We start from the raw sequence: 23,028 nt of genomic DNA on the forward strand, positions 1-23,028 counted from the left end.
GCCGGCCTCGCCCGTCTGCTTGGTGACGAGGGTGTTGCCGAGCATTTCCTTTGCGTTGGCGACCACGTCCGCGATGGACTTCGCCAGCCTGACGCCGCCCTTGGAATCGGGGCCGAGTTCCTTGAACTTGCCCTTGCCGCGCCCGCCGGCGTGGATCTGGCTCTTCACGACGTAGAGCGGGCCGGGCAGTTGCTTGGCCGCAGCCTCGGCCTTGGCGACGTCGTCAATGGCGATACCGGGCGCGATCGGCGCGCCGAACCTCTCCAGGAGCTGCTTGGCCTGGTATTCGTGGATGTTCATCGGCGGATCCCGCTGGTCAAAGGGCTTTGCAAGGAAAGGGCTCCCGCAACGCCTGCGGAAGCCCCTCGTCGGCATCGGCTGGTTTCTGCTAGAGCAGCCCCGCGCCGCGCGCCCAGCGATATTTCGCGCCGAGGACCTCGACCGGCAGCTCGGTCGAATAGGCATAGGCCGGGATGCCGTGGGCGTAGAGATATTCCGCCGCCGCCTCGACCTCGACGTCGCCGGCGAGCGAGGCGACCATCGGCTTCTCGATGCCCTTGGCCTTCATCTCCTCCTTCACCTCGACCATCAGCTTCGCGAAGACCATCGGCGGCGTGACGATGGTGTGCCAGTAGCCGAGGATGAGGGCGTGGATGCGCTCGTCCTCGAGGCCGAGCTTGACCGTGTTCTGGTAGGTCGCGGGGGGCTCGCCGCCGGTGATGTCGACGGGATTGCCGGCTGCGCCGAAGGGCGGGATGAACGTGCGGAAGGCGGCGTCGAGATCCTCCGGCATCGCCATCAGGCTCAATTTGTTGTCGACGCAGGCGTCGGACAGGAGCACGCCCGAGCCGCCGGCGCCGGTGATGATGACGACGTTCTCGCCCTTCGGCGTCGGCAGGACCGGCACGCCGCGGGCAAAATCGAGGAGCTGCCGCAGGGACTTCGCCCGGATGACGCCGGACTGGTTGAAGACGTCGTCATAGATCTTGTCGTTGCCGGCGAGCGCGCCGGTGTGGGACGAGGCCGCCTTGGCGCCGGCGGAGGTGCGACCGGCCTTCAGGACGACGACGGGCTTGACCTTCGACACGCGCCTCGCGGCCTCGGCGAAGGCGCGGCCGTCCTTCAGGTCCTCCAGATGCTGGGCGATGATCCTGGTGTTGTCGTCCTGCTCGAAGAAGCACAGGAGATCGTCCTCGTCGATGTCGGACTTGTTGCCGAGGCCGACGATGGCCGAAACGCCCATCCTGGCCGAGCGCGAGAAGCCGATGATCGCCATGCCGATGCCGCCGGACTGGGACGACAGCGCCGCCGAGCCCTTGACGTCGAAGGGGGTGCAGAAGGTCGCGCAGAGGTTTTCCGGCGTGTAGTAGAAGCCGTAGATGTTCGGCCCCATCAGGCGGATGCCGTATTCCTGGCCGATGGCGACGATCTCGTCCTGGAGTTCGGGCTCGCCGGCCTCGGCAAAGCCCGACGGGATCAGAACGGCGCCGGGGATCTTCTTCTCGCCGCATTCGCGCAACGCCCCGGCGACGAATTTCGCCGGGATCGCGAAGACCGCGGTGTCGACCTCGCCCGGAATGTCCTTGACGCTCCTGTAGGCCTTGTAGCCGAGGATCTCGCCCGCCTTGGGATGCACCGGGTAGATCTCGCCCCTGTAGCCGCCATCGATCAGGTTCTTCATCACCGAATTGCCGATCTTGCCGGCTTCGGCGGAGGCGCCGATCACCGCGACCGCCTTCGGCCGCATGATCCGGTTCATGGCGGCGACGATCTCTTCGCGGCTGTGTTGCTGGCGCGCCTCGGGCTGGTCGTAGGAGGTGACGATGCGCACGTCGGCGGCGATGGCGCCGTCTTTCGTGGCAAAGACCGGGTTGAGGTCGAGCTCGACGATCTCGGGATAGTCGGAGACCAGCTGCGACACCCGCACGATCATGTCGGCCAGTGCCTCGCGGTCGACGGCGTCGCCGCCGCGCACGCCCTTCAGCATCTCGGCGGCCTGGATGCCGTCGAGCATGGACAGCGCGTCTTCGCGGGTTGCCGGCGCGAGGCGGAAGGTGATGTCCTTCAGGACCTCGACGAGGACGCCGCCGAGGCCGAAGGCGACGAGCTTGCCGAAGCTCGGATCAGTGACCGCGCCGATGATGATCTCCTGGCCGCCGGTCAGCATCTGCTGGACCTGGATGCCGTCGATCCGGGCGTCGGCCTTGTAGGCCTTCGCATTGGCGAGGATCTTGTCGTAGCTGGCGCGCGCCTCCTCCTGCGACCTGACGCCGACGACGACGCCGCCGGCCTCGGTCTTGTGGAGGATGTCCGGCGAGACGATCTTCATCACCACCGGAAAGCCCATCGACGCGGCGAGCGAGGCGGCCTCGTCGGCCGAGGCGGCGATCCCCTCCTTCGGGACATTGATGCCATAGGCGTCGCAGAGGATCTTGCCTTCCGGCGCCGTGAGGGCGTCGCGGCCTTCCGAGCGGGCCTTGTCGAACAGGCTGCGGATGGCGGTTCTGTCGAGCATGATGGTCTCCATTCGAGGGTTGGCGCTAGGCCCGGCGGCGCCGGGGCGCGGCGGGTTGCGGGTTGGATGCGGCGGGCCGCGGTCGGACGAGGCCGGCCCAGTTTGGCGCTCATTGGCATTTGTAATGCCAGAGTTGAACGCAGATCGGCGGACAGGTCGGTCCTTCGACGCCTCCCATCGGGAGGCATCCCGTCGATCGCGATGACAGTGGGGCTTGCCTGCGGCCTTGCGGAGATCCTGCGGCGCCGGGGCGCCCGTCACTCCCTCCGGCCTCGGCACGGCCTCATCCGCCGTGGAGGTCCTTCCGGTTTCTCCGGCGATGTTCCTGGTGAACTCGCCGGAGAGAGAATCCCGAGCCGCCGGCGCAAAGTCAGGCGGGGCAGGCGGGGCCGGCGGCGCGTCAGGGGCGCCGCCGGCCGTGGCTCATTCGGCCGGCTGCAGGGTCGGATCCTGCGTCGCCTTGCGGATCAGGCCCACCCGCATCGGCTTCAGCACCGCGATGGCGAGGAAGGCCGCGAGCGCGTTGAGAACGACGCCGATGATGAACACCGGCCCCCAGTTGCCGTTGGCGGCCAGCGCCGTGCCGAAGGGGACGAGCAGCGCGGCGGTTCCCTTGGCGGTGTAGAGCAGGCCGGCATTGGTCGCCGCGAACTTCGACCCGAAGGTGTCGGTGCAGGTCGAGGGGAACAGGCTGTAGATCTCGCCCCAGGCGAAGAACACCATGCCGCTCAGGATGACGAACAGCACCGGATCGTGGGCGTAGAGATAGAGGAAGTAGATTCCCACCGCCTCGATGGTGAAGGCGATGAACATGGTGTTCTCGCGCCCGATCTTGTCGGAGATCCAGCCGCAGATCGGCCGGGTGATGCCGTTGAGGACGCGGTCGATGGTCGCCGCGAGGGTGAGCGCGGGGATGCCGAGCCACAGCGGGATGTCGGCGACGCCGAGATCCTTGGCCATGGGGGCGAGATTGGCCGTGACGACGAGACCGCCGGCGCCGACCATGACGAACATGGCATACATCAGCCAGAAGATCGGGTGCCTGACGGTTTCGGACGGCAGATATTGCCGGCGGGACTGGATGATCGGCCCCTTGCTGGTCGGCTCGGGCACCTGGCCCTTGCGCGGCGCCAGCATGAAGAAGGCGAGCACGACGACGACAATGCCCTGGCCGAGGCCGAAGCTGAAGAAGGCGCTTTCGAAGCCGTAATTGGCGATCGTGGCCTGGATCGGCCAGACCGTCAGGGCCGAGCCGGCGCCGAAGCCGGCGGCGGTGATGCCGGAGGCGAGACCGCGGCGATCGGGAAACCATTTCAGCGCATTGCCGACGCAGGTGCCGTAGACCGCGCCCGCACCGATGCCGGCGATGACCTGGCCGACGCAGAACAGGAAGATCGTGTCGGCCTGGGAGTTGACGATCCAGCCGACGCCGCAGAGGACGCCGCCGAAGATGATGACGTTCTTCGGCCCGTATTTGTCGACGAACCAGCCCTCGACCGGCACCAGCCACGTCTCGAACAGGACGAACAGCGTGAAGGACCACTGGATCGCCTCGCGCGTGAAGCCGTATTTCTCGACGATCTCCGGCACGAAGAACGTCCAGCCATATTGCAGGTTGGCGATCATCACCATGCAGACGACGCCGATGGCGAGCTGCGTCCACCGGAAGCCGTTGCTGACCGGCTCTGCGGCCGGTTCGTCATATACTGTAGCTACCATGCCTTCCTCCCATTATAGACAATGCGTTGTCTGGCGTTGTCTTGTTTGTTGTGAAAACAGAAGATCTTTTCTGGTAGTGCGCGGGGTCCGGCATCGCTCTTGCGGCGATGCGTCGGGATCGGGCTCCGCCCTCTGTCTCGTCCTGCCGCCGGGCGGGCCGGAGCCGCCGGCAGCCTTTGCCTATGCGACGCTCCTTTCCCGCGTTGCGTCCGCGGCCTGCCGCAGGGCGGCGCGGATCGTCTCGCCGATCAGATGGGGCGAGGGCGCGGCGACGATGCCGGCGCGCTCGAGGGCGCGGATCTTGCCAGCCGCGTCGCTCGTTCCCTCGGCGAAGGCGCCGGCATGGCCCATCCGCTGGCGGGGCGGGGCGTGCCGGCCGACCACCGTCGCGACGATCGGGATCGTCGGCCGGGCCGCGGCGACGAACTCCGCCAGCTCCTCCTCCTGGCTGCCGCCGATCTCGCCGATGAGGACGACGCCGTCGGTCTCCTCGTCCTTCAGGAACAAAGCGAGGCAGTCGCGCATCGACAGGCCGCAGATCGGGTCGCCGCCGATGCCGACGGTGGTCGACTGGCCGAGGCCCGCCGCGGTGATCTGGGCGATCACCTCGCTGGTCAGCGAGGCCGAGCGGGAGATGACGCCGACGCGGCCGGGCCGGGCGCTGGCCGTCGCCATGACGCCGATCTTGCACTGGCCGGGCGACAGGATGCCTTGCGAGTTCGGCCCGACGAGGATCGAGCGCGACCCTGAGAGCGCCGCGCGCACCTTCACCATGTCGTGGAGCGGCACCCGCTCGGTGACCGCGACGATCACCGGCACCTCCGCCTCGATTGCCTCGATCATCGCGGCACCGGCATTGTCCGGGGGCACGAAGACGATGCTGACGTCGGCCCGGTGCTCGCGCATCGCCGAAGCGACGTCCCCGTGGATCGGCAGATCGAGAAACCGCGTGCCGGCCTTGCCGGGGGTGACGCCGGCGACGATCCTGGTGCCGTAGTCGAGCATCGAGGACGAATAGTGCCGGCCGGCCCAGCCGGTCATGCCCTGGACGAGGACGCGGCTGCGGCCGCTTGCGAGAATGGCCATCGTCTCATCTCCTCCCATTGCGATTGGGGACGCCGGGCGCGGTGCGTCGGCGCGCGGTCATCGGACCGCCGCCTCCCGGCGCTCGAACAGCGGCATCGCCTTCGGCGTCTCGGCCGGGCGCGCCAGCCGGGCGGCGGTGGCCGCCGCCGTCCACATGTCGGCGCAGTCGACGATCTTGCAGCCGAAATTGGCGAGGCGGGCGCGGGCGAAATCGGCGTTGTTGCCGGCAAACCGCACCACCACCGGGCATTTGCGGCCGGTGCGGCGCATGGCGATGCCGAGCCCGTCGCCGACGGTGTCGCAGGACTGCATCCCGCCGCCATGGACGTTGACGAGGATCACCTTCACTGCCGGGTTTTCCAGAAGCAGCGCGATGCCGTGGGCGACGTCGAGGCTGGTGGCGGTGGTGCGGATGTCCATGAAGTTCGCCGGCCGGCCGCCCGCCGCTCGCACCAGATCGACCGTCGCCATGCCGAGCCCGGCGCCGTTGGCGACGAGGCCGATGTCGCCCTCCATCCGGACGTAGTTGATGCGGTGGCGCTGGGCGCTCGCCTCGAGATCGCCCGGCCGGTCGACGGGATCCTCCTGAGGCCGGTCCGGGTGGCGGAAGCCGGCGTTGTCGTCGAGGACGATCTTGGCGTCGAGGGCGACGAAGCCGCCGGCGTCGCTGAGGACCAGCGGATTGATCTCGACCAGCACCGCGTCGAGGCCGATCAGCGCGTCGGCGAGACCGGCGAGGACGGCGCGAAAGCCGGCGAGATGGTCCTCCGCGACCGCCAGCCGGGCGGCGAAGGCGCGGGCCTCGGCCGCGTCGATTGCGCCATTGGGGCCGACCGCCAGGCGCTCGATCGTGGTGCGGCCGGCGCGGACCTTCGCCTCGATGTCATCCTCGCCGCCCTTGGCGCCAAGAATGACGATGCCGGCGCTCGAGGTCTCGATCATGGCGCCGAGATAGAAGCTCGCGGGACCGTTCACGGCGGTTTCGACGAGGACCTGCCGGACGAGAGAACCCTCGGGGCCGGTCTGGTCGGAGACAAGGCGGCGCCCGAGGAGGGCGCGGCTCGCCGCCTCGACCGCGTCCGGCCCGTCGACGATCAGGATGCCCCCCGCCGCGGCGCGGCCGCCGGCGGGGATCTGCGCCTTCACCGCGAAGCGGGATCCGCCGAGGGTCGCCGCCACCGCGCGCGCCGCCTCGGGGCTATCCGCGACCCGGCCGGGCGGCACGGCGATGCCGTATCGCGTCAGGCATGATTTCGACTGGAATTCATGAAGTTTCATGACGACTCCCTCCCAAGAGCGGTGTCAGAACATCAATCGTCTCGTCTCACGTCGCTTGCCGAAGTCCCCCCGGGCGCCGGCTCCATCCGCCGGAATGCCGCCCTTTTGGGATTTATGATGCCAGTCGCCGAAGCCGCTGCCTATCGGCTGCCGTAACGCGGGCTGACTTTATTTCGCGCCAGCTTGGCCGGCGGTCATGGTCGGGTGTGGTGGGATCGGCCGCAAGCACTGCCCTTGGCGGCCGCGGTTCGGACGCCGGGGCGAGACCTTCGCCCGCCCCGGAGGCCGATGCTATTCGGCGGCCATCTGCCGCGGCGCGCCCATGGCGCCGGAGGCGGCCACGGCCTCGATCTTCGCCGCGTCATAGGCGAGGACGTCGCGCAGGATTTCCTCGTTATGCTCGCCGAGCAGCGGCGACCGCTTCACCTCGGCGGGGCTCGCCGACAGCTTGATCGGGTTGCCGACGGTCATGTAGGTGCCGCGCTCCGGGTGCTCGACCTCGACGAGGGTGCCGGTGGCCTGCAGCGACCGGTCCTCGGCGATCTCCTTCATCGACAGGATCGGGCCGCAGGGGACGTTGACCTTGTTGAGGATCTCCATCGCCTCGAACTTGGTGTACTGCATCGTCCAGGCCTCGATGCGCTCGAAGATCTGGTTGAGGCGCACCAGCCGGGCCTTGGGCTTGGCGTAGTCGGGATGGGTCTTCCAGCCAGGCTCGCCGATGACGTCGCAGATCGCTTCCCAGACGGGGGCCTGGGCGATGAAGTAGATGTAGGCGTTGGGGTCGCTCTCCCAGCCCTTGCACTTCAGGATGCGGCCGGGCTGGCCGCCGCCGGAATCGTTGCCGGCCCGGGGCACCGCGTCGCCGAATGCGACGCCCTCGCCATGCTGGCTGTATTCGGTGAGCGGCCCCGACTGGAGCCGCTGCTGGTCGCGCAGCTTGACGCGGCAGAGATTGAGGACGGCGTCCTGCATGGCGACCGAGACCTTCTGGCCGGCGCCGGTCTTCGTGCGGTGGTAGAGCGCGGTGACGATGCCGAGGCAGAGATGCAGGCCGGAGCCGGAATCGCCGATCTGGGCGCCGGTGACCAGCGGCAGGCCGTCGCGAAAGCCGGTGGTCGAGGCGGCGCCGCCGGTGCACTGGGCGACGTTCTCATAGACCTTGCAGTCGGCATAGGGGCCGGGGCCGAAGCCCTTGATCGAGGCGACGATCATCGCCGGGTTGAGCGCGTTGATGCGCTCCCAGGAAAAGCCCATGCGGTCGAGCGCGCCGGGGGCGAAGTTCTCCACCAGGACGTCGCAGACCCTGATCAGGCCCTCAAGGATCTCGCGGCCCTCGCGGGTCTTGGTGTCGAGGGTGATCGAGCGCTTGTTGTGGTTCAGCATGGTGAAATAGAGGCTGTCCGCCCCGGCGACGTCCTGCAGCTGGCCGCGGGTGGCGTCGCCGGTGCCGGGCCGCTCGACCTTGATCACGTCGGCGCCGAACCAGGCGAGAAGCTGGGTGCATGTCGGCCCGGACTGGACATGGGTGAAGTCCAGGATCCTGACGCCCTCGAGAGCTTGCATGTTTTCCTCCACGATTGTCGTTGGCGGCGGACGCGCGATCGGTCCTGCCGCGGATCTCGTCAGTCCGCGCGCCGGCCTTTGAGGGGCCGGCACGCCTCGGCCGCGCTCAGCCGACGGCCTTCGGCTTCCTGCCGACGGCGCTCTGCGGGTTGAGCTTGCCGATGTTGCCGCTCTCGGTGCCGGCGGCGGGGTCGATCACCGCGTTGACGAGGGTCGGCCGCCCCGAATCCATCGCCTCGGCGACGGCGCGGGCGAGCTCGTCGGGGGTGGTGGCGTTGACGCCGACGCCGCCGAAGGCCTCCATCATCCTGTCGTAGCGGGCGTTCTCGACGAAGACCGTGGTCGCGGCGTCGTCGCCGCCGGACGGATTGACGTCGGTGCCGCGGTAGATGCCGTTGTTGTTGAAGACGACGACGCAGACCGGCAGCCGGTAGCGGCAGATCGTCTCGATCTCCATGCCCGAGAACCCGAAGGCGCTGTCGCCCTCGACCGCCAGCACCGGCTTGCCGGTCTCGATGGCGGCGGCGATGGCAAAGCCCATGCCGATGCCCATGATGCCCCAGGTGCCGACGTCGAGACGCTTGCGCGGCTGGTACATGTCGATGATGCCGCGGGCGAGGTCGAGGGTGTTGGCGCCCTCGTTGACGAGGATGGCGTCGGGGCGATCCTTGACGATCTGCCTGAGCGCGGAGAGCGCTCCGTGGAAGTCCATCGGGCTCGAGTTCCTGCCGAGCCGGCCGGCCATCTTCGAAAGATTGTCCTGCTTCTTGGCCTCGATCGTCTCGATCCAGGCAACGGGCGGGGCCTGCCAGCCGGACGAGATCCTGTCGAGGAGCGCGGCGACGCAGGAGCCGATGTCGCCGACCAGCGGCGCCGCGATCTCGACGTTGCTGTCCATCTCCTTCGGCTCGATGTCGATCTGGATGAACCGCTTGGAGCCGGGCGGGCCCCAGCTCTTGCCCTTGCCGTGGGAGAGCAGCCAGTTGAGCCGCGCGCCGACGAGGACGACGACGTCGGCGTCCTTCAGCACCAGCGAGCGGGCGGCGCTCGCACATTGCGGATGGGTGTCGGGCAAAAGCCCCTTGGCCATGCTCATCGGCAGATAGGGGATGCCGCTCGCCTCGATCAGGGCGCGGATGTCGTCGTCTGCCTGGGCGTAGGCGGCGCCCTTGCCGAGGATGATCAGCGGCCGCTCGGCGCCTTTCAGGACGTCGATGGCCCGCTTCACCGCGTCCGGGCCGGGAATCTGCGCCGGAGCCGGATCGATGACCTTCACCAGCGAACGGGCGCCGAGCTCGGCATCGACGACCTGGGAGAGGAGCTTGGCCGGAACGTCGAGATAGACGCCGCCGGGCCGCCCCGACAGCGCGGCGCGGATGGCCCTTGCAACCGCGATGCCGATGTCCTCGGCATGGAGCACCCGGAAGGCCGCCTTGCAGAGCGGCCTGGCGATGGCGAGCTGGTCCATCTCCTCGTAGTCGCCCTGCTGCAGGTCGACGATCTCGCGCTCGGACGAGCCGCTGATCAGGATCATCGGGAAGCAGTTGGTGGTGGCGTTGGCGAGCGCCGTCAGGCCGTTGAGGAAGCCCGGCGCCGAGACCGTCAGGCAGATGCCGGGCTTTTTGGTTAGGAAGCCGGCGATGGCGGCGGCGTTGCCGGCATGCTGCTCGTGGCGGAACGAGATGACGCGCAGGCCCTCCGCCTGGGCCAGCCGGCCGAGATCGGTGATCGGGATGCCGGGAACGCCATAGATGGTGGTCAGGCCGTTCAGCTTCAGCGCGTCGATGATCAGATGGAAGCCATCGGTCTGCGCGGGTGCCGTGTCCGGTGCGTCTTCGGTCTCGATGACCTCAGCCAGTGCCGACATTGTCTCTTGTCCTCCCGAATGGTCGCGGCCGTTGGCCGGCCTGCCGATTGTCCGCAATCCCCGGCCGAGGGCCGCGATCGCCTGTCCCCATGCGCCGACCGGGCGCCTGCCGGGACGCCGGCCGTGGGCACGGCTTTCCCGTTCGTCCGCGCCGTCCCGGGGGCGGCGGAGGACGTGAAGCCTCGTGCGGACGGCGAGCGGCCGCGCGGCTTGCCTGGCCATGCGGCGGCCAGACCCAGTCGAAGTGCAGTAATGCTTGGCGTGTGACAGCAACTCAGTGCCGTCCCGGCGGACGAAGACCGTCCAGCCGGTGAATGATGCAGTGAGTCAGTGACCTCCGCCTCATTGCTCCAATGACGTTATTGCTGGCATGCCAGATACCAACCGTCAAGTTGGAATTCATCGAAACGTCATCGGGAGCGGAACTTTCGATTGTGCAGCGCCGCACGCGAAGACAATGCCGCAGCCTCGTTTTCCGTTGGATCTGGACGCAGAAGAGGCGCGGGAAGTGTCGTCGATTGCAGATGGTCAGGGGCTTCGGAAGCAGAACGGGCGAACTGCGGGAGGCCGACGCGGCGCCGTGTGCAGCTGCGATCCGGCGCCGCCTCCTGCCGGCGCATGGGCGCCGCTCACGAGGGCCGAGCCGTGCCAGGCATGCATGATGCTCGGGTCAGCCATGCAGCGGGGCGCGTTGCCCGTCATTCTCTGGCATGCCAGATACAAGGCCAGCCGACGGACAGTCCGCGGATCAGATCGAACCACCGGAGCCAGCCCATGCCGACGACCCACGCGAGCCTTTCCGGCACCCGCAACGCCGAGCCCCGCGGCCTCTTCGCCGCCGTGATGGCCTTTCTCGACAAGCGTGCCGTGAACGAGGCGAAGACCCGCAGCTACGTGCCGTTCGGCCTCTGAGCCGCGCGACCGCGTCAACTCCGGATCGGGCTCACCGATGAGCCGTCCGGACCGGATCTCGAAACGCCCTGCGTCCCGATGGACGACAGGGCGTTTCACATTTCTGCGGGATGCAGGACCTGTTTGCGCCAGATCTGCGGGGCGAGCTTGTTCTTCTGGCGGAACGCCCGCGAGAATGCCGTGGCGTCGCTGTAGCCGACCTCGAAGGCGATCTCCGTCAGCGGCATCGCCGTGTCGCGCAGCAGCCGGCTCGCCGCCTCGATCCGCATATGCAGGAGGATGCGGCGAAAGCTCGTCTCCTCCGCCGCCAGGCCGCGGTTCAACGCCCGTTCGCTGATCCCCAGCTCCAGCGCGACGTCGGCGAGGCGGGGCGTGCGGCCGCGGCCGACCTCGGCGCCGACCTGCCGCGCCACCACCTCCGCCAGCGACGGCTCATGGTGGCGGCTCGCTCGCAGCTTCGCGAAGTAGCTCTCCAGATGCTCGATCAGCAGCGGGTCGGGCGACGGCATGGCGAGGTCGAGCAGGGCGCGGTCGAAGAACAGGGCCGATTCCCGCTTGCCGAATTCGACGGCAGTGTCGAAATATTGGGCATGATGATGGTGCCGGGTGAGCGGCAGATGGGTGAAGTCCACCCGCATCGCTCGCCAGCGCGTGCCGAACAGCCGGCGGAACGCGGCATTCAGCATGCCGAGGGTGAATTCGGCGTCCTGCCGTCGGTGCCGCACGCGCGGATCGTCGATCCGGTAGACGATCCGGGCGAGGTCGCCATCGACCTCCAGCGTGATGGCGGAGCGTTCCTGCAGATCCTCGAAATGATCGGCGAAGAGCTGCAGCCCCTCCCGGACCGTGCGGGCGTGGATGAGCAGATAGCCGATCGGGCCGAGGTCGGTCATCAGGAAGGTCTCGCCGAATTCCAGCCCGAAATGCTCGTTTCCGGTCAGTTCCGCGGCTTCCTCGAGAAGCTGCGTGTAGTCGCGCAGCGGCATCGCGTTGGTGCCGCTCTGGGGCCGGTGGGCGAGCGCCCGGTACTTGTGGAGCAGCCTTTCGGGATCGCCGCCCATGCGCCGCGTGGTCTCGTCGATCCCCTTGGCGGCGGTGAGGAGGATCTCCGGATCGGTGAGGTCGGAGGGACGCTGGCCGATGCGCTGCGCCGGACCAGTCACGCCCTTTTCTTGGCAATGCGCTTGCTCTGGCATGAGGACGAACTCCGCTCTGGCTTGGAAAGCGTTGACGGGGATGGTTTCCGGCAAAGCAAGAACGGGGCCACTTGCCTGCATCGTCCCGCTCCCTTCGTCACGCCGCCCGCGACCCGCACAGGGTCCGGCACCGGGCGCAAACTGCCAAGAAGCTGGCGCAATCGGCCAAGCGGGCGGCGGGGCGCCTGACTAAGCTCGTCTCCACCGAGGAACGGAAGGCTGCGACTGCAGCCAGGGCCGTCAGAGAGCGAAGGATCCGGCGATGAATGTGAGCGAGGCGAAGTTCGAACCCGCAACCGGCCAGGCGACGCCGTTCGTCTCCGCCGGCGTCACCCATCCGCTGCAGCCGCTCACCGGAGAGGAGATGCATCTCGCCATGAAGATCGCCGGCGAGGCCCTCGGTCTCGGCGCCGATACGCTGTTCGAGCTGGTGGAACTGAACGAGCCTTCGAAGGACGCCGTCTGGGCGTTCCAGCCCGGCGACCCGATCCTGCGGGAGGCGCGGGTCAACGTCTATCCGCGGCGGGGGCTCGGCGTCTGGCGCTGCACCGTCAGCCTGGCGGAAGAGACGCTCTTGACGAAGACCTTCCACGAGACCGCCCGGCCGATGATCCAGCCGGAGGAGTTCCTGGAGGTCGAGGCCTGCGTCAAGCTCGATCCGCGCTTCGTGGAAGCCTGCGCCAAGCGCGGCATCACCGACATGTCCATGGTCTGCGTCGACCCCTGGTCGGCCGGCAACTTCGGCGTCGAGGGCGAGGAAGGCCTCCACCTCTCCCACACCTTTGCCTGGGTGCGCACCCGCGAGGACGACAATCTCTACGCCCACCCGCTCGAGGGGCTCAACGCCGTCGTCGACATCAAGACGATGACGGTGCTGCGGGTCGACGATCACGGCGGCGCGCCGGTGCCGTGGAAGGAAGTGAACTATGCCGCGCAGTTTCAGGGCGAGTTCCGCGACGACCTGAAGCCCATCGACATCGAGCAGAAGGAGGGCGTGAGCTTCGTCCTCGACGGCCATCACATCACCTGGGCCGACTGGTCCATGGTGATCGGCTTCTCCTCGCGGGAGGGCCTGACGCTGCACGACATCAAGGTCGCCGGGCGGCCGGTGATCTACCGCGCCTCGATCGCCGAGATGGTGGTGCCCTACGGTTCGACCGAGAAGGCGCATTTCCGCAAGAACGTCTTCGACATCGGCGAATACGGCATCGGCAAGCTGGCGAACTCGCTGAAGCTCGGCTGCGACTGCCTCGGCGCCATCGCCTATCTCGACGCGGTCTATGCCAACCGGACCGGCGAGACGATCACCATCGAGAACGCCATCTGCATCCACGAGGAAGACGACGGCATCGCCTGGAAGCACTGGGACTTCCGCACCGAGAAGACCGAGGTCCGGCGGGCCCGGCGCCTGGTGATCTCCTCGATCGCCACCGTCGGCAACTACGAATACGGCTTCTACTGGTACTTCCATCTCGACGGCACGATCGAGCACGAGATCAAGGCGACCGGCATCATCAACACCGTCGCCTGCGAGCCGGGAAGCCCGGGCAAGTACGGTGTCGAGGTGGCGCCGGGCGTCTCCGGCCAGATCCACCAGCACCTGTTCTGCGCCAGGCTCGACATGGCGATCGACGGCAAGGACAATTGCGTCGTCGAATGCAACACGCTCACGGCGCCGATGGGGCCGGAAAACCCCTATGGCAACGCCTTCTGGATCGAGGAGACGACGCTCGAAACCGAATGCGGGCGCTCGCGCAACGCCGACACCGAACGCTACTGGAAATTCGTCAGCGCGAGCCGCAAGAACGCCGTCGGCAGGCCCACCGCCTACAAGCTCCATCCCGTTCACGCGGTGCGCAACTTCTACCAGCCGGGCTCGCCCTCGGGGATGCGCGCCAGCTTCACCGACCAGCATCTCTGGGTGACCGCTTTTGCGGCCGAGGAGCGCTACCCGGCCGGCGACCACGTCAACCACTCGGACGGCTCCGACGGCGTCGCCGCCTATGCCGCCAAGGGACGGCCGGTCGCCGGCGAGGACCTCGTCGCCTGGCACGTCTTCGGGCTGCATCACCAGCCGCGGGTCGAGGACTTTCCCGTCCAGCCCTGCGTGACGACGGGATTCACGCTGATGCCGACGGGCTTCTTCGACGGCAATCCGAACATGGACCTGCCGCCGGACATCAACAAGAAGAGCAGCCACGTCAACGCCTGCTGCCACGCGGCGGCGGCGGAATGAGGCATCCCGCCTGATCCGGTCCGCTGCGGGGCGCGAGAGGGGCTCGTCGACCGGGCCCCTATCGACCCGGCCCCATCGACCCGCCCCCATCGACCGGGCCTCAGCCGGACGGATGCCGGGCAGCCTCCGACCCATCGTCGAAAACCGCCACCGCGAGACGACCGCCGACCGTACCGAGCCGCCAACGTACCGAGAGAGGATCACTGCATGCCAAAGTCGCTTGTCGGAATGCGCGGGTCGATCACCCGCAGATCGCTGCTCAAGACCTCCGCGGCCGGTGCGGCGGCGCTGGCCATGCCGATGATCGGCGGCCGCTCGGCCTACGCCTCCGAGGGCTCGGCCTATGCGATGGAGCTGTGGGAGAAGACCAAGAGCGACCTCGCCGCCATGGGCGACTTCCGCAAGGAGCTCAACATCCACGCCTGGGAGGGCTATACCGAAGAGCCCGTCCTCGATCCCTTCGCGTCCGAGGTCGGCGCGAAGGTGAACCCGCAGATGCTGATCTCCGACCCGGCGGCGGTGAACAACCTGCGCTCGGGCGGCACCTCGACCTGGGACGTCATCAATCTCAACAATGCCTGGCAACGCAAGGAACTCTATCCCGAGGGGCTGATCACGCCGCTCGACAAGGAGAAGTTCAAGCCGCTCTACGCCATGAACACGCCGAGCTTCCAGTGGCCCTATCTCTGGGCGATGGACCAGGGCGGCAACGAGCTCCTGGGCATGATCCAGCGCTTCGGCCCCTCGGGCATCGGCGTCAACACCGACAAGATCTCCCGCGAGACCGTCGAGAAGGGCGGCTACATGGAGATCATCGAGGGCGCCAAGGGGCAGTACGGCATCCTCGACTACGAGAACTGGGTGATCATGCACACCTGCATGGCCGCCGGCTTCTCGCCCTTCCGCAAGCACACCGAAGCGGAGATGGAGAGCTACCGGGAGCTGATCTTCAAGCTCTTCGCCAATGCCAAGAAGGTCTCCGACGACCAGGCGGCGCTCGCCCGCGACATGATCACCGGCGACATCGTCGCCGTCATCCCCGGCAGCGTCTATTCGGTCTCGGCCGCCCGCTACGAGGGCGAGACGCAGATCGAGAGCGTCATGCCCGAGGACGGCATCGAGGAGACCAAGACGGCGGCAAGCCCCAAGGGCAAGTCCGGCATCACCTGGATCGAGGTGACCTCGCTGGTGAAGAACCCGGCTCCGACGCCGCTGGCCGAAGCCTTCCTCGTCTACTGCCACACGCCGGAGGCCGCCTACCGCGTCGCCGCCAAGGCGCCGGGCACGCTCAACCCGATCGTCCAGATGGGCTCGCCCGACGTCCTTTCCCAGTTCAGCGAGGACGAGCTCGACGCGTTCCAGTGGGGCGAGAACGGCGTCTGGCTGCAGACGCTGCTCGACCGCTGCATCGATTTCGACATCAACCCCGACTATGCGGCGATGCACGACCTCTACACCGAGGCGAAGCGCTCGCGCGGCTGAGCCGCCTCGCCGAGAAGCACTGCCGGGGCACAGGTCCCGGTGGTCCCCATATCCGTCCCGAGCCGGTGAACGCCCATGGCCCTTCTAGAGCTTCGCAAGGTCGACAAGTTCTTCGACGACTTCGTCGCCGTCGATCGTGTCTCGCTGTCCATCGAGGAGGGCGAGTTCTTCACCATCGTCGGCCCCTCCGGCTCGGGCAAGACGACGATGATCCGCATGCTGGTCGGCATGGACAAGCCGACCAACGGCGAGATCCTCCTGCGCGGCAAGGTGATCAACGACGTGCCGGCCAATCTCCGGCCGACCTGCATGGTGTTCCAGTCGCTGGCGCTCTTCCCGCATATGAGCGTCGGCGCGAATGTCGAATATTCGATGAAGTGCAAGGGCGTGCCGAAGCCCGAGCGGCGCCGGCGGGCGATGCACTTCCTCGGCATCGCCCATCTGCCCGAGAGCTACTACGACAAGCCGGTCACCCAGTGCTCGGGCGGCGAGCGCCAGCGCGTCGCGATCGCCCGGGCGCTGGCCTTCGACCCGGAGATCCTGTTCTTCGACGAGCCGCTGTCGGCCATCGACTACCGGCTGCGCAAGGTGCTCGAGCGCGAATTGAAGGATATCCAGCGCGCCACCGGCAAGACCTTCGTCTACATCACCCATTCCCTGGAAGAGGCGATGGTGATGTCGGACCGCATCGCCGTCATGCAGAAGGGCCGGATCGCCCAGATCGGCACGCCGCACGAGATCTACCGCTCGCCCAACAGCCACTTCGTCTCCGAATTCATGGGCGAGGTGAACAGCTTCGCCGTCCGCCCGGACGGCGACGGCAGGCTGGTGGACCTCAAAAGCGGCCGCACCATCATCACCGTGCCCGACGCGACGCCGGCGGACCTGAAATCCGGCGTCCTCGTCGTGCGGCCGGAGGACATGCTGATGGGCCGGCAGATCCCGGCGGGGGCGGCCTTGGTGCTCGCCGGCCGCATCGTCAACGAATATGTGCTGGGCTCGCGGGTCCAGTATCAGGTGAAGGCCGAGGAGGATCTCTATCTCGTCGAGAAGATCCGCGCCGCCGATGACACCGAGACCGTCGGGTCCGATGTCGAGATCGGCTGGAAGCCCGCCGACGCGCGGATCTTCGCGGAGCCGATGCAATGACCGACCGCTCCCTCGAACCGACGATGGTCGGCGCGCCGGCCTATCAGGGCGAATACCGGGCGGGCGAGCACCGGGGCGAGGCGAGCCGCCGGGCGCCGGGTTTCCTGGCGGCGCGGCTGAAGCGGTTTTCCGGCGGGGCGGGCCTGTGGTCGGCCGTGCCGCTGTGCCTCCTGCTTCTCGCCGGCTTCTTCGGGCCGCTCCTCCTCGTCGTCCTCTACAGCTTCATGCCGCGCGGCTCGTTCAGCCCGATCGGCTGGCCGACGCTGGAGAACTACCGCGACATCGTCGAGCAGAACTTCTACATCTCCTTCGGCTGGTCGCTGGCGATGGCGGTGGTCGCGACGATCCTGCTGCTGCTCGTCGCCTATCCGCTGGCCGTCACCATGGTGCGCCTCGCCGGCAAGCGGGCCGACATCTACACGATCCTGATCGCCGCGCCGCTGTTCGTCGCCGAGAACATCCGCCTGCAGGGCTGGTCGCTGTTCTTCGACAAGGCGGGCCTCCTCGACGGGGCCAGCGAAAGCCTGTTCGGCGCCGGCACCGGGAGCCTCGTCGGCAACGTGCCGATCGTCGTCTTCGGCCTCGTCTACGTCTATCTGCCCTTCATGCTGTTTCCGCTGATCCTCGGCCTCACCAACGTCGCGCCCGACGCGCGGGAGGCGGCGAGCGACCTCGGCGCGACGCGGTTCCAGATCTTCCGCGACATCGAGCTGCCGCTGGCCTCGCCGGGCATCCTGATCGGCACGCTGCTCTGCTTCGTCCTCGCCCTCGGCGCGGTGTCGGAGGCGAAGTTCCTCGGCAAGGGCGTCGTCATCCCCGTCGTCCAGGACATCGACAGTGCCTTCACCTTCGGCCAGAACTGGCCGCGCGGCTCGGCGCTCTCGGTGCTGCTCATCCTGATCGCCGCCGCGGCCGTCGTCGTGGTGATGCGGCGGGTCGACATCGACCGCATGTTCACGAGGCGCTGAGCCATGGCCGACCTGCATCCCCTGACGCGGCGCCTGCTCTGGCTGTTCTTCGCCGTCGTCTCGATCGCCCTCTACCTGCCGATGCTGGTGACGGCGCTGGCGTCCCTGTCGCGGTCGCGCTTCTTCATCTTCCCCGTCAGCCGCTATTCCTGGAAGTGGTACGAGGACACGCTCGCCTCCCAGCAGATCGAGCAGGCGGCGATCACCTCGCTGACCGTCGCCGTGATGGTGGCGCTGATCTCGGTGGTCCTCGCCTTCTTTGGCGCGCTCGCCTTCGCCCGCTACGACTGGAAGGGCCGCAAGGGCTTCCAGTACCTCGTCCTGTTGCCGATCTTCTTTCCCCAGGCGGTGCTGGGCCTGGCGGTGCAGCTGTGGCTGAACACGATCGGCGTCGAGATGTCCTGGCATTCGACGGTGTTCGGACAACTGGTCTGGATCGCGCCGATCGCCACCCTCGTCGTCGCGATCCAGGTGTTCGGCTACGAGCCGGCCTTCGAGGACGCGGCGCGCGATCTCGGCGCGACAAGGTGGCAGGCGATGCGCGACATCACCCTGCCGCTGCTCTGGCCGGGGATCTTTTCCGGCTTCCTGTTCGCGCTGCTCCTGTCCTGGAGCAACTTTCCCTTCGCCTATTATACCAGCGGCGCCGACGTCACGATCCCCGAATGGCTGCACGCCAAGATGATCGGCGGCTATACGCCGATGGTTCCGGCGGTCGGGACCCTGTCGATCCTCGCGGGTGCCGCGGTCCTCGTCGGCGGCTTTTCCATCGCCGCCCTCGTCAAGGCGATCCTCGCCCGCAAGGCTGCGCGGCAGCAGGCCGCCTGATCTCACCTGAATTTGAAAGGACCTTCCATGACCGACACGATCGCTCCCGCCAGTACCGGCTCGCTGGTCCTGCCCGCCGTCCTCGGCGGCCTCGGCCTCCTGGCGCTGCTCGCCATGCAGACGCATCTCCTGTGCGACATCCTCTGCGTCCACGGCCCCGCTCACGCGGCATTCCTGGATCTCTGTCGCGGCTGATCTGCCGAAACTGGGGACCTTGCGGCGATGGGGCTGGCTGAAGCGATATATTCCCGCTAGAAAGAGCGCGAGCATCGCTTCCATCGACGAGCCCGAGCGAACGATCGAGCCCATGGACATGGCGCGTGCCGGCGCCGCATGCCGGCTTGGCTCGCGAGCGCATCGGTGCCGCGTCATCTCCATTCGAGGTCATCCAGACAGATCATGAGAAAGCAGACCCGGCCTTTCGCCGTCGAGATCAAGCGCAACAAGCGCTCGCGCGATCCCTCGCCCTTTTCCGACCTGCCCGCAGATGTCCGCACGACGATGGATACGCCCTTCAAGGACGCGGAAGCCAGACTGACCCGGGCCGTTTCGGCCGAGGCACCGGCGACGGCGACACCGCGCATCCTCGAAGACACCACCCCCGCCCGCACGCCGCCGCCCGAAGCCGAAGCCGAAGCCGAAGCCGAAGTCGTGCCGCGCAGGCGCGGCCGGCCTCCGAAGGTTCGGCCGGAGCCATCCGCAGACCAGCCCGAACGGACCGCGGAAGAGCCTGAACGGGCTGCGGAACAGCCCGGCGAGGCCGCGAGGCACGTGCCTGTGGCTGCTGATGACGACGACGCGCGGACGCAGGACGATGCCGTCGTGCCCGCCCGCCGGCCGCGCGCGGTCGCTGCCCGCCCGGCGGAAGACGACGCGCCGGCGGCGCCGGACGAAGCGGCCGGTCCGGGTGAATCCGGGCCGGTTGAACTGGCCGGGCCGGCCGTGCGGGCGCTGCGTGCGAGCCGCCGCCGGGCGCGCGAGGGCAACATCGGCGAGCGCTGGAAGCGCCACCTGCCGCGCTGGAAGCGCTAGAGCGGGATGAAATCAGCCTCGATCGACATCCCGCTCCATCCTCCTGTCGTCGCATGATCCTTTCCGAAAACCGGTTCCCACTTTTCGGTATCATGCGCTAGGCGCCCTTCCGGTGGAGGAGCGCCGCCTTCTCCCGCCAGGCCGGCGGCTACTTCACCGGCCCGAGCCTTGCGCCGGTGGCCGATCGCAGCTGCAGGGGGACGACCTCGAAGACGTGGTTCGGCGAGCCGGCCGCCGCCCAGACGGTGGCGTAGCGGAACAGGTCCTCGTCCATATAGACGGCGATGTCGGACGTCGCGCCGAGCGGCGCGACGCCGCCGATGGCAAAGCCGGTGACCTCTCGCACATAGGCCGCATCCGGCCGCTCCAGCGCCTCGCCGAGGGCGCCCGTCATGGTCGTCTCCTCGACCCGGTTGGCCCCGGAAACGAGAAGCAGATGCGGCATGCCGCTGTCCCTGCCGCGAAACACCAGCGACTTGACGATCTGGCCGACCTCGGCGCCGACGGCCGCCGCCGCCTCTTCGGCCGAGCGGGCGGATTTTTCCGTTCTGACGATCTTGATCTTCAGGCCCTTGGCTGCCGCGGCGTCGGCGACGCGCTGGACGGCGGGGGGATGGGGTTCGCCCGAATGGGGTTCGCTCGTCGACATCGCCATGTCTCCTTGAAAAAACGCGCTGAGCCGGAGGACTGCATGGGTAGGGCGGTCAGCTGCCCCAGACAAGCTCGCAAGGGCGGATCGGAGGATCACTTGCGCGGCTTGCGCGGCAAATCTCTCGCCAGGCGGGTCAGTTCGGCGATCTCTTCATCGGCGCTTCGGTGCCGCTCGCGCTTTCGCCGTTCGGCGAATGTCGCATATTCGGCCTCTGCAAGGCGCTTCGCCTCGGCGGCGCTCACCCGCCCGCCCGTCGAGAGGACGGCACGTCCGAGATCGCGCAACTGCCGGTCGAGCAGGGTCGATGCGTCCTCCATCACGACGAGCCGGCCCATCTCCAGCTGGTCTTCGAAGATGTCGAGGAGGATGGTGGTCAGCCGGTTGAGTTCGCGGATCTCCGGTCGCGCCAGATAGGTCTTCGAAACGACGACGTCCTGTTTGCGGATGGTGTCGTTCGGCCAGGTGGTCAGGCCCATGGTCTCGGCGTTGCCGTCGGCGCGATCCGCGACGATCTCGGAAGGCGTTCGCGACGTGACGGCATAGACCAGTCGCCTGGGTCCGCTGGAAGAACTCCGTCGCGGTCTTCGTCGTGCCGTCATCCTGGCAGAGAGCGCAGATGGCGCGCAGTTCGCGGTAGAGATTGGCTTCGTCCGAGCGCAGATCCCGGATGATCTCGCGCAGTTCGGCGACGCGGTCGGCATTCTCGCGCTGCTTGAGGCGCGGGGTATCGACGACGAAGCCCTTCTTCGCGAACTGGACCAGGATCGCCGTGGCCCAGCGACGAAACACCGTGGCCTTCGCCGACGAGACCCGGTAGCCGACGGAAATGATCATGTCGAGGCTGTCGAGGGTGACCGGGCGTGTCGCCGAAGCAATTTGCACTTCTTGCAAATTGCCCTCTTCTTCGAGTTCGCCTTCTTCGACGACATTGGCGATAGGCCGGGAAACGACCGACACGTCGCGGCCGAAAAGCTCGGCGATCTGCGCCTGGGTCATCCAGAGGGTCTCGCCCGCATAGCGGATGTCGAGCTTCAGCCCGCCGCCGGTGCCGTAGAAGAGGAAGCGGTCGCCGGTCGCTTGCGTCCTCGACGAGACGGACCGTGCCCCCGGCTTCGTCGCTCATGCTACCCTAGGGTCATGTTGCCGCAAGAACATCATGGCAACATTCGCGGAGGCGCCATCGAATTCGACCGGCGGTCGGCCCCTCGACGCCAAGGCGCGCCCGGCCCTCCCGGGCCAGGCCGCCTCCCGTCGGCCCTTACGTATTCATCGAATCGAAGAAGTCGCCGTTGGTCTTGGTCTGCTTGAGCTTGTCGTTGAGGAACTCGATGGCGTCGGTCGTGCCCATGGGCGAGAGGATGCGGCGCAGGACGAAGATCTTCTGCAGCTCCTGGCGCGGGACGAGGAGGTCCTCCTTGCGCGTGCCGGACTTGAGGATGTCCATGGCCGGATAGATGCGCTTGTCGGCGACCTTGCGGTCGAGCACGATTTCCGAATTGCCGGTGCCCTTGAACTCCTCGAAGATCACCTCGTCCATGCGCGAGCCGGTGTCGATGAGGGCCGTCGCGATGATGGTGAGCGAGCCGCCTTCCTCGATGTTGCGGGCTGCGCCGAAGAAGCGCTTCGGCCGCTGCAGGGCGTTGGCGTCGACGCCGCCGGTCAGCACCTTGCCCGAGGAGGGGACGGTGGTGTTGTAGGCCCGGCCGAGGCGGGTGATGGAATCGAGCAGGATGACCACGTCGCGGCCGTGCTCGACCAGGCGCTTGGCCTTCTCGATGACCATTTCGGCGACCGCGACGTGGCGGGTCGCCGGCTCGTCGAAGGTCGAGGAGACGACCTCGCCGCGCACCGAGCGCTGCATGTCGGTGACTTCCTCCGGCCGCTCGTCGATGAGCAGCACGATGAGATAGCACTCGGGATGGTTGGCGGTGATCGAATGGGCGATGTTCTGCAGCAGCACCGTCTTGCCGGTGCGCGGCGGGGCGACGATCAGGGCGCGCTGGCCCTTGCCGAGCGGCGCGACGAGGTCGATGACGCGGGCCGAGAGATCCTTCTTGGTGCCGGGATCCTCGAGCTCCATCTTGAAGCGCTCGTCGGGATAGAGCGGCGTCAGATTGTCGAAGTGGCTCTTGTAGCGGATCTTCTCGGGATCGTCGAAGTTGATCGTGTTGACCTTCAGGAGGGCGAAGTAACGCTCGCCTTCCTTCGGGCTGCGGATCGGGCCCTCGACGGTGTCGCCGGTCTTCAGCTGGAATTTGCGGATCTGCGAGGGCGAGACGTAGATGTCGTCCGGGCCGGGCAGGTAGTTGGCTTCCGGCGAACGCAGGAAGGCGAAGCCGTCCTGCAGGATCTCGACGACGCCCTCGCCGATGATCTCGACTTCCTGGGAAGCCAACTGTTTCAAAATGGCGAACAGAAGCTCCTGCTTGCGCAGGACGGAGGCGTTCTCGACACCGTTCTCCTCGGCGAATGCGATGAGTTCGGGTGCGCTCTTGTTCTTCAGGTCCTGAAGTTTCATTCGGGGGCTGATGCTCTTTGGCTG

The 23,028-nt window shown here is 67.6% G+C and carries 19 protein-coding genes and 1 pseudogene; 8 read left to right on the plus strand and 12 right to left on the minus strand.

All coding sequences use genetic code 11. The features are described 5' to 3' along the window. The 7 genes from ATO4_RS07020 to oxc form a co-directional block, all read right to left on the minus strand. Positions 1-300 (minus strand): ATP-grasp domain-containing protein (locus ATO4_RS07020; RefSeq protein ID WP_348626450.1); only part of this gene is annotated, 300 nt, incomplete at its 3' end. 88 nt (positions 301-388) lie between these two features. Continuing rightward, positions 389-2,527: an acetate--CoA ligase family protein gene (locus tag ATO4_RS07025; RefSeq protein WP_083590728.1), complete on the minus strand. Its 2,139-nt coding sequence runs from the start codon at positions 2,525-2,527 to the stop codon at positions 389-391. A gap of 411 nt (positions 2,528-2,938) precedes the next feature. Continuing rightward, on the minus strand, positions 2,939-4,234 hold the full coding sequence (oxlT, locus tag ATO4_RS07030; RefSeq protein WP_083590729.1) for an oxalate/formate MFS antiporter: 1,296 nt from the start codon (positions 4,232-4,234) through the stop codon (positions 2,939-2,941). Positions 4,235-4,414: 180 nt separating this feature from the next. Then, entirely contained in the window at positions 4,415-5,320 is a 906-nt protein-coding gene (locus ATO4_RS07035) for a succinate--CoA ligase subunit alpha (RefSeq protein WP_083590730.1), read from the minus strand. A 57-nt stretch (positions 5,321-5,377) separates the two neighbouring features. Beyond that, entirely contained in the window at positions 5,378-6,598 is a 1,221-nt protein-coding gene (locus tag ATO4_RS07040; protein ID WP_083590731.1) for an ATP-grasp domain-containing protein, read from the minus strand. Between the two features lie 291 nt (positions 6,599-6,889). After that, complete coding sequence (gene frc / locus ATO4_RS07045) at positions 6,890-8,164, minus strand: formyl-CoA transferase (RefSeq protein WP_083590732.1); 1,275 nt, start codon at positions 8,162-8,164, stop codon at positions 6,890-6,892. Positions 8,165-8,270: 106 nt separating this feature from the next. Continuing rightward, positions 8,271-10,031 carry an oxalyl-CoA decarboxylase gene (gene oxc / locus ATO4_RS07050; RefSeq protein WP_083590733.1) on the minus strand — a complete coding sequence of 587 codons (1,761 nt, stop codon included), beginning with the start codon at positions 10,029-10,031 and terminating at the stop codon, positions 8,271-8,273. Between the two features lie 774 nt (positions 10,032-10,805). Here oxc and ATO4_RS27640 point away from each other — a divergent pair. Beyond that, complete coding sequence (locus ATO4_RS27640; RefSeq protein WP_176222888.1) at positions 10,806-10,943, plus strand: hypothetical protein; 138 nt, start codon at positions 10,806-10,808, stop codon at positions 10,941-10,943. A 95-nt stretch (positions 10,944-11,038) separates the two neighbouring features. Here the strand turns inward: ATO4_RS27640 and ATO4_RS07055 are convergent, their stop codons facing one another. Beyond that, the gene (locus ATO4_RS07055; RefSeq protein WP_176222889.1) at positions 11,039-12,106 is read right to left on the minus strand and encodes an AraC family transcriptional regulator; all 1,068 of its coding nucleotides are present in this window, start codon (positions 12,104-12,106) and stop codon (positions 11,039-11,041) included. Positions 12,107-12,401: 295 nt separating this feature from the next. Between ATO4_RS07055 and ATO4_RS07060 the strand changes: the two genes are divergently transcribed. From ATO4_RS07060 to ATO4_RS07085, 7 genes are all read left to right on the plus strand, one after another. Then, on the plus strand, positions 12,402-14,375 hold the full coding sequence (locus ATO4_RS07060) for a primary-amine oxidase (RefSeq protein WP_083590735.1): 1,974 nt from the start codon (positions 12,402-12,404) through the stop codon (positions 14,373-14,375). Positions 14,376-14,582: 207 nt separating this feature from the next. Beyond that, positions 14,583-15,857, plus strand: coding sequence for a PotD/PotF family extracellular solute-binding protein (locus ATO4_RS07065; RefSeq protein WP_139802300.1), 1,275 nt, complete (start codon positions 14,583-14,585; stop codon positions 15,855-15,857). Between the two features lie 75 nt (positions 15,858-15,932). Next, complete coding sequence (locus ATO4_RS07070; RefSeq protein ID WP_083590737.1) at positions 15,933-17,006, plus strand: ABC transporter ATP-binding protein; 1,074 nt, start codon at positions 15,933-15,935, stop codon at positions 17,004-17,006. Continuing rightward, complete coding sequence (locus ATO4_RS07075; protein ID WP_083590738.1) at positions 17,003-17,974, plus strand: ABC transporter permease; 972 nt, start codon at positions 17,003-17,005, stop codon at positions 17,972-17,974. The genes ATO4_RS07070 and ATO4_RS07075 overlap by 4 nt, the downstream gene beginning before the upstream one ends. 3 nt (positions 17,975-17,977) lie before the next feature. Continuing rightward, positions 17,978-18,802 (plus strand): ABC transporter permease, encoded by an 825-nt coding sequence (locus ATO4_RS07080; protein ID WP_083590739.1) that lies wholly within the window; start codon positions 17,978-17,980, stop codon positions 18,800-18,802. 27 nt (positions 18,803-18,829) lie between these two features. Next, entirely contained in the window at positions 18,830-18,997 is a 168-nt protein-coding gene (locus tag ATO4_RS27645; RefSeq protein ID WP_176222890.1) for a hypothetical protein, read from the plus strand. 138 nt (positions 18,998-19,135) lie between these two features. Continuing rightward, positions 19,136-19,834, plus strand: a complete 699-nt coding sequence (locus ATO4_RS07085) for a hypothetical protein (protein ID WP_139802301.1) — start codon at positions 19,136-19,138, stop codon at positions 19,832-19,834. Positions 19,835-19,982: 148 nt separating this feature from the next. Here ATO4_RS07085 and ATO4_RS07090 read toward each other — a convergent pair whose 3' ends face one another. The 4 genes and pseudogenes from ATO4_RS07090 to rho form a co-directional block, all read right to left on the minus strand. Further along, complete coding sequence (locus tag ATO4_RS07090) at positions 19,983-20,483, minus strand: YbaK/EbsC family protein (protein ID WP_139802302.1); 501 nt, start codon at positions 20,481-20,483, stop codon at positions 19,983-19,985. Positions 20,484-20,578: 95 nt separating this feature from the next. Continuing rightward, positions 20,579-21,187 carry a RhuM family protein gene (gene rhuM / locus ATO4_RS07095; protein ID WP_348626454.1) on the minus strand — a complete coding sequence of 203 codons (609 nt, stop codon included), beginning with the start codon at positions 21,185-21,187 and terminating at the stop codon, positions 20,579-20,581. After that, positions 21,099-21,482 (minus strand): annotated as a pseudogene (gene rhuM / locus ATO4_RS28780) (RhuM family protein); the annotation flags it as partial. The pseudogene rhuM (ATO4_RS28780) and the gene rhuM (ATO4_RS07095), both read right to left, overlap by 89 nt. 262 nt (positions 21,483-21,744) lie before the next feature. Beyond that, a complete protein-coding gene (gene rho / locus ATO4_RS07100; protein WP_083590742.1) occupies positions 21,745-23,004 on the minus strand; it encodes a transcription termination factor Rho in 1,260 nt (419 codons plus the stop codon). Positions 23,005-23,028 lie beyond the last annotated feature (24 nt).

Origin of the sequence: Aurantimonas sp. 22II-16-19i (assembly GCF_002088275.1) — a bacterium.
GTDB lineage: Bacteria > Pseudomonadota > Alphaproteobacteria > Rhizobiales > Rhizobiaceae > Jiella.

Coding starts and splice junctions, on each gene's coding strand:
- ATO4_RS07025 (WP_083590728.1), bottom strand. CDS start 2,527: ATGGAGACCATCATGCTCGACAGAACCGCCATCCGCAGCCTGTTCGAC.
- ATO4_RS07060 (WP_083590735.1), top strand. CDS start 12,402: ATGAATGTGAGCGAGGCGAAGTTCGAACCCGCAACCGGCCAGGCGACG.
- oxlT (WP_083590729.1), bottom strand. CDS start 4,234: ATGGTAGCTACAGTATATGACGAACCGGCCGCAGAGCCGGTCAGCAAC.
- ATO4_RS27645 (WP_176222890.1), top strand. CDS start 18,830: ATGACCGACACGATCGCTCCCGCCAGTACCGGCTCGCTGGTCCTGCCC.
- ATO4_RS07065 (WP_139802300.1), top strand. CDS start 14,583: ATGCCAAAGTCGCTTGTCGGAATGCGCGGGTCGATCACCCGCAGATCG.
- ATO4_RS07090 (WP_139802302.1), bottom strand. CDS start 20,483: ATGTCGACGAGCGAACCCCATTCGGGCGAACCCCATCCCCCCGCCGTC.
- rho (WP_083590742.1), bottom strand. CDS start 23,004: ATGAAACTTCAGGACCTGAAGAACAAGAGCGCACCCGAACTCATCGCA.
- ATO4_RS07085 (WP_139802301.1), top strand. CDS start 19,136: ATGCCGGCTTGGCTCGCGAGCGCATCGGTGCCGCGTCATCTCCATTCG.
- ATO4_RS27640 (WP_176222888.1), top strand. CDS start 10,806: ATGCCGACGACCCACGCGAGCCTTTCCGGCACCCGCAACGCCGAGCCC.
- rhuM (WP_348626454.1), bottom strand. CDS start 21,187: ATGCCGACCGCGTCGCCGAACTGCGCGAGATCATCCGGGATCTGCGCT.
- ATO4_RS07035 (WP_083590730.1), bottom strand. CDS start 5,320: ATGGCCATTCTCGCAAGCGGCCGCAGCCGCGTCCTCGTCCAGGGCATG.
- oxc (WP_083590733.1), bottom strand. CDS start 10,031: ATGTCGGCACTGGCTGAGGTCATCGAGACCGAAGACGCACCGGACACG.
- frc (WP_083590732.1), bottom strand. CDS start 8,164: ATGCAAGCTCTCGAGGGCGTCAGGATCCTGGACTTCACCCATGTCCAG.
- ATO4_RS07040 (WP_083590731.1), bottom strand. CDS start 6,598: ATGAAACTTCATGAATTCCAGTCGAAATCATGCCTGACGCGATACGGC.
- ATO4_RS07080 (WP_083590739.1), top strand. CDS start 17,978: ATGGCCGACCTGCATCCCCTGACGCGGCGCCTGCTCTGGCTGTTCTTC.
- ATO4_RS07070 (WP_083590737.1), top strand. CDS start 15,933: ATGGCCCTTCTAGAGCTTCGCAAGGTCGACAAGTTCTTCGACGACTTC.
- ATO4_RS07075 (WP_083590738.1), top strand. CDS start 17,003: ATGACCGACCGCTCCCTCGAACCGACGATGGTCGGCGCGCCGGCCTAT.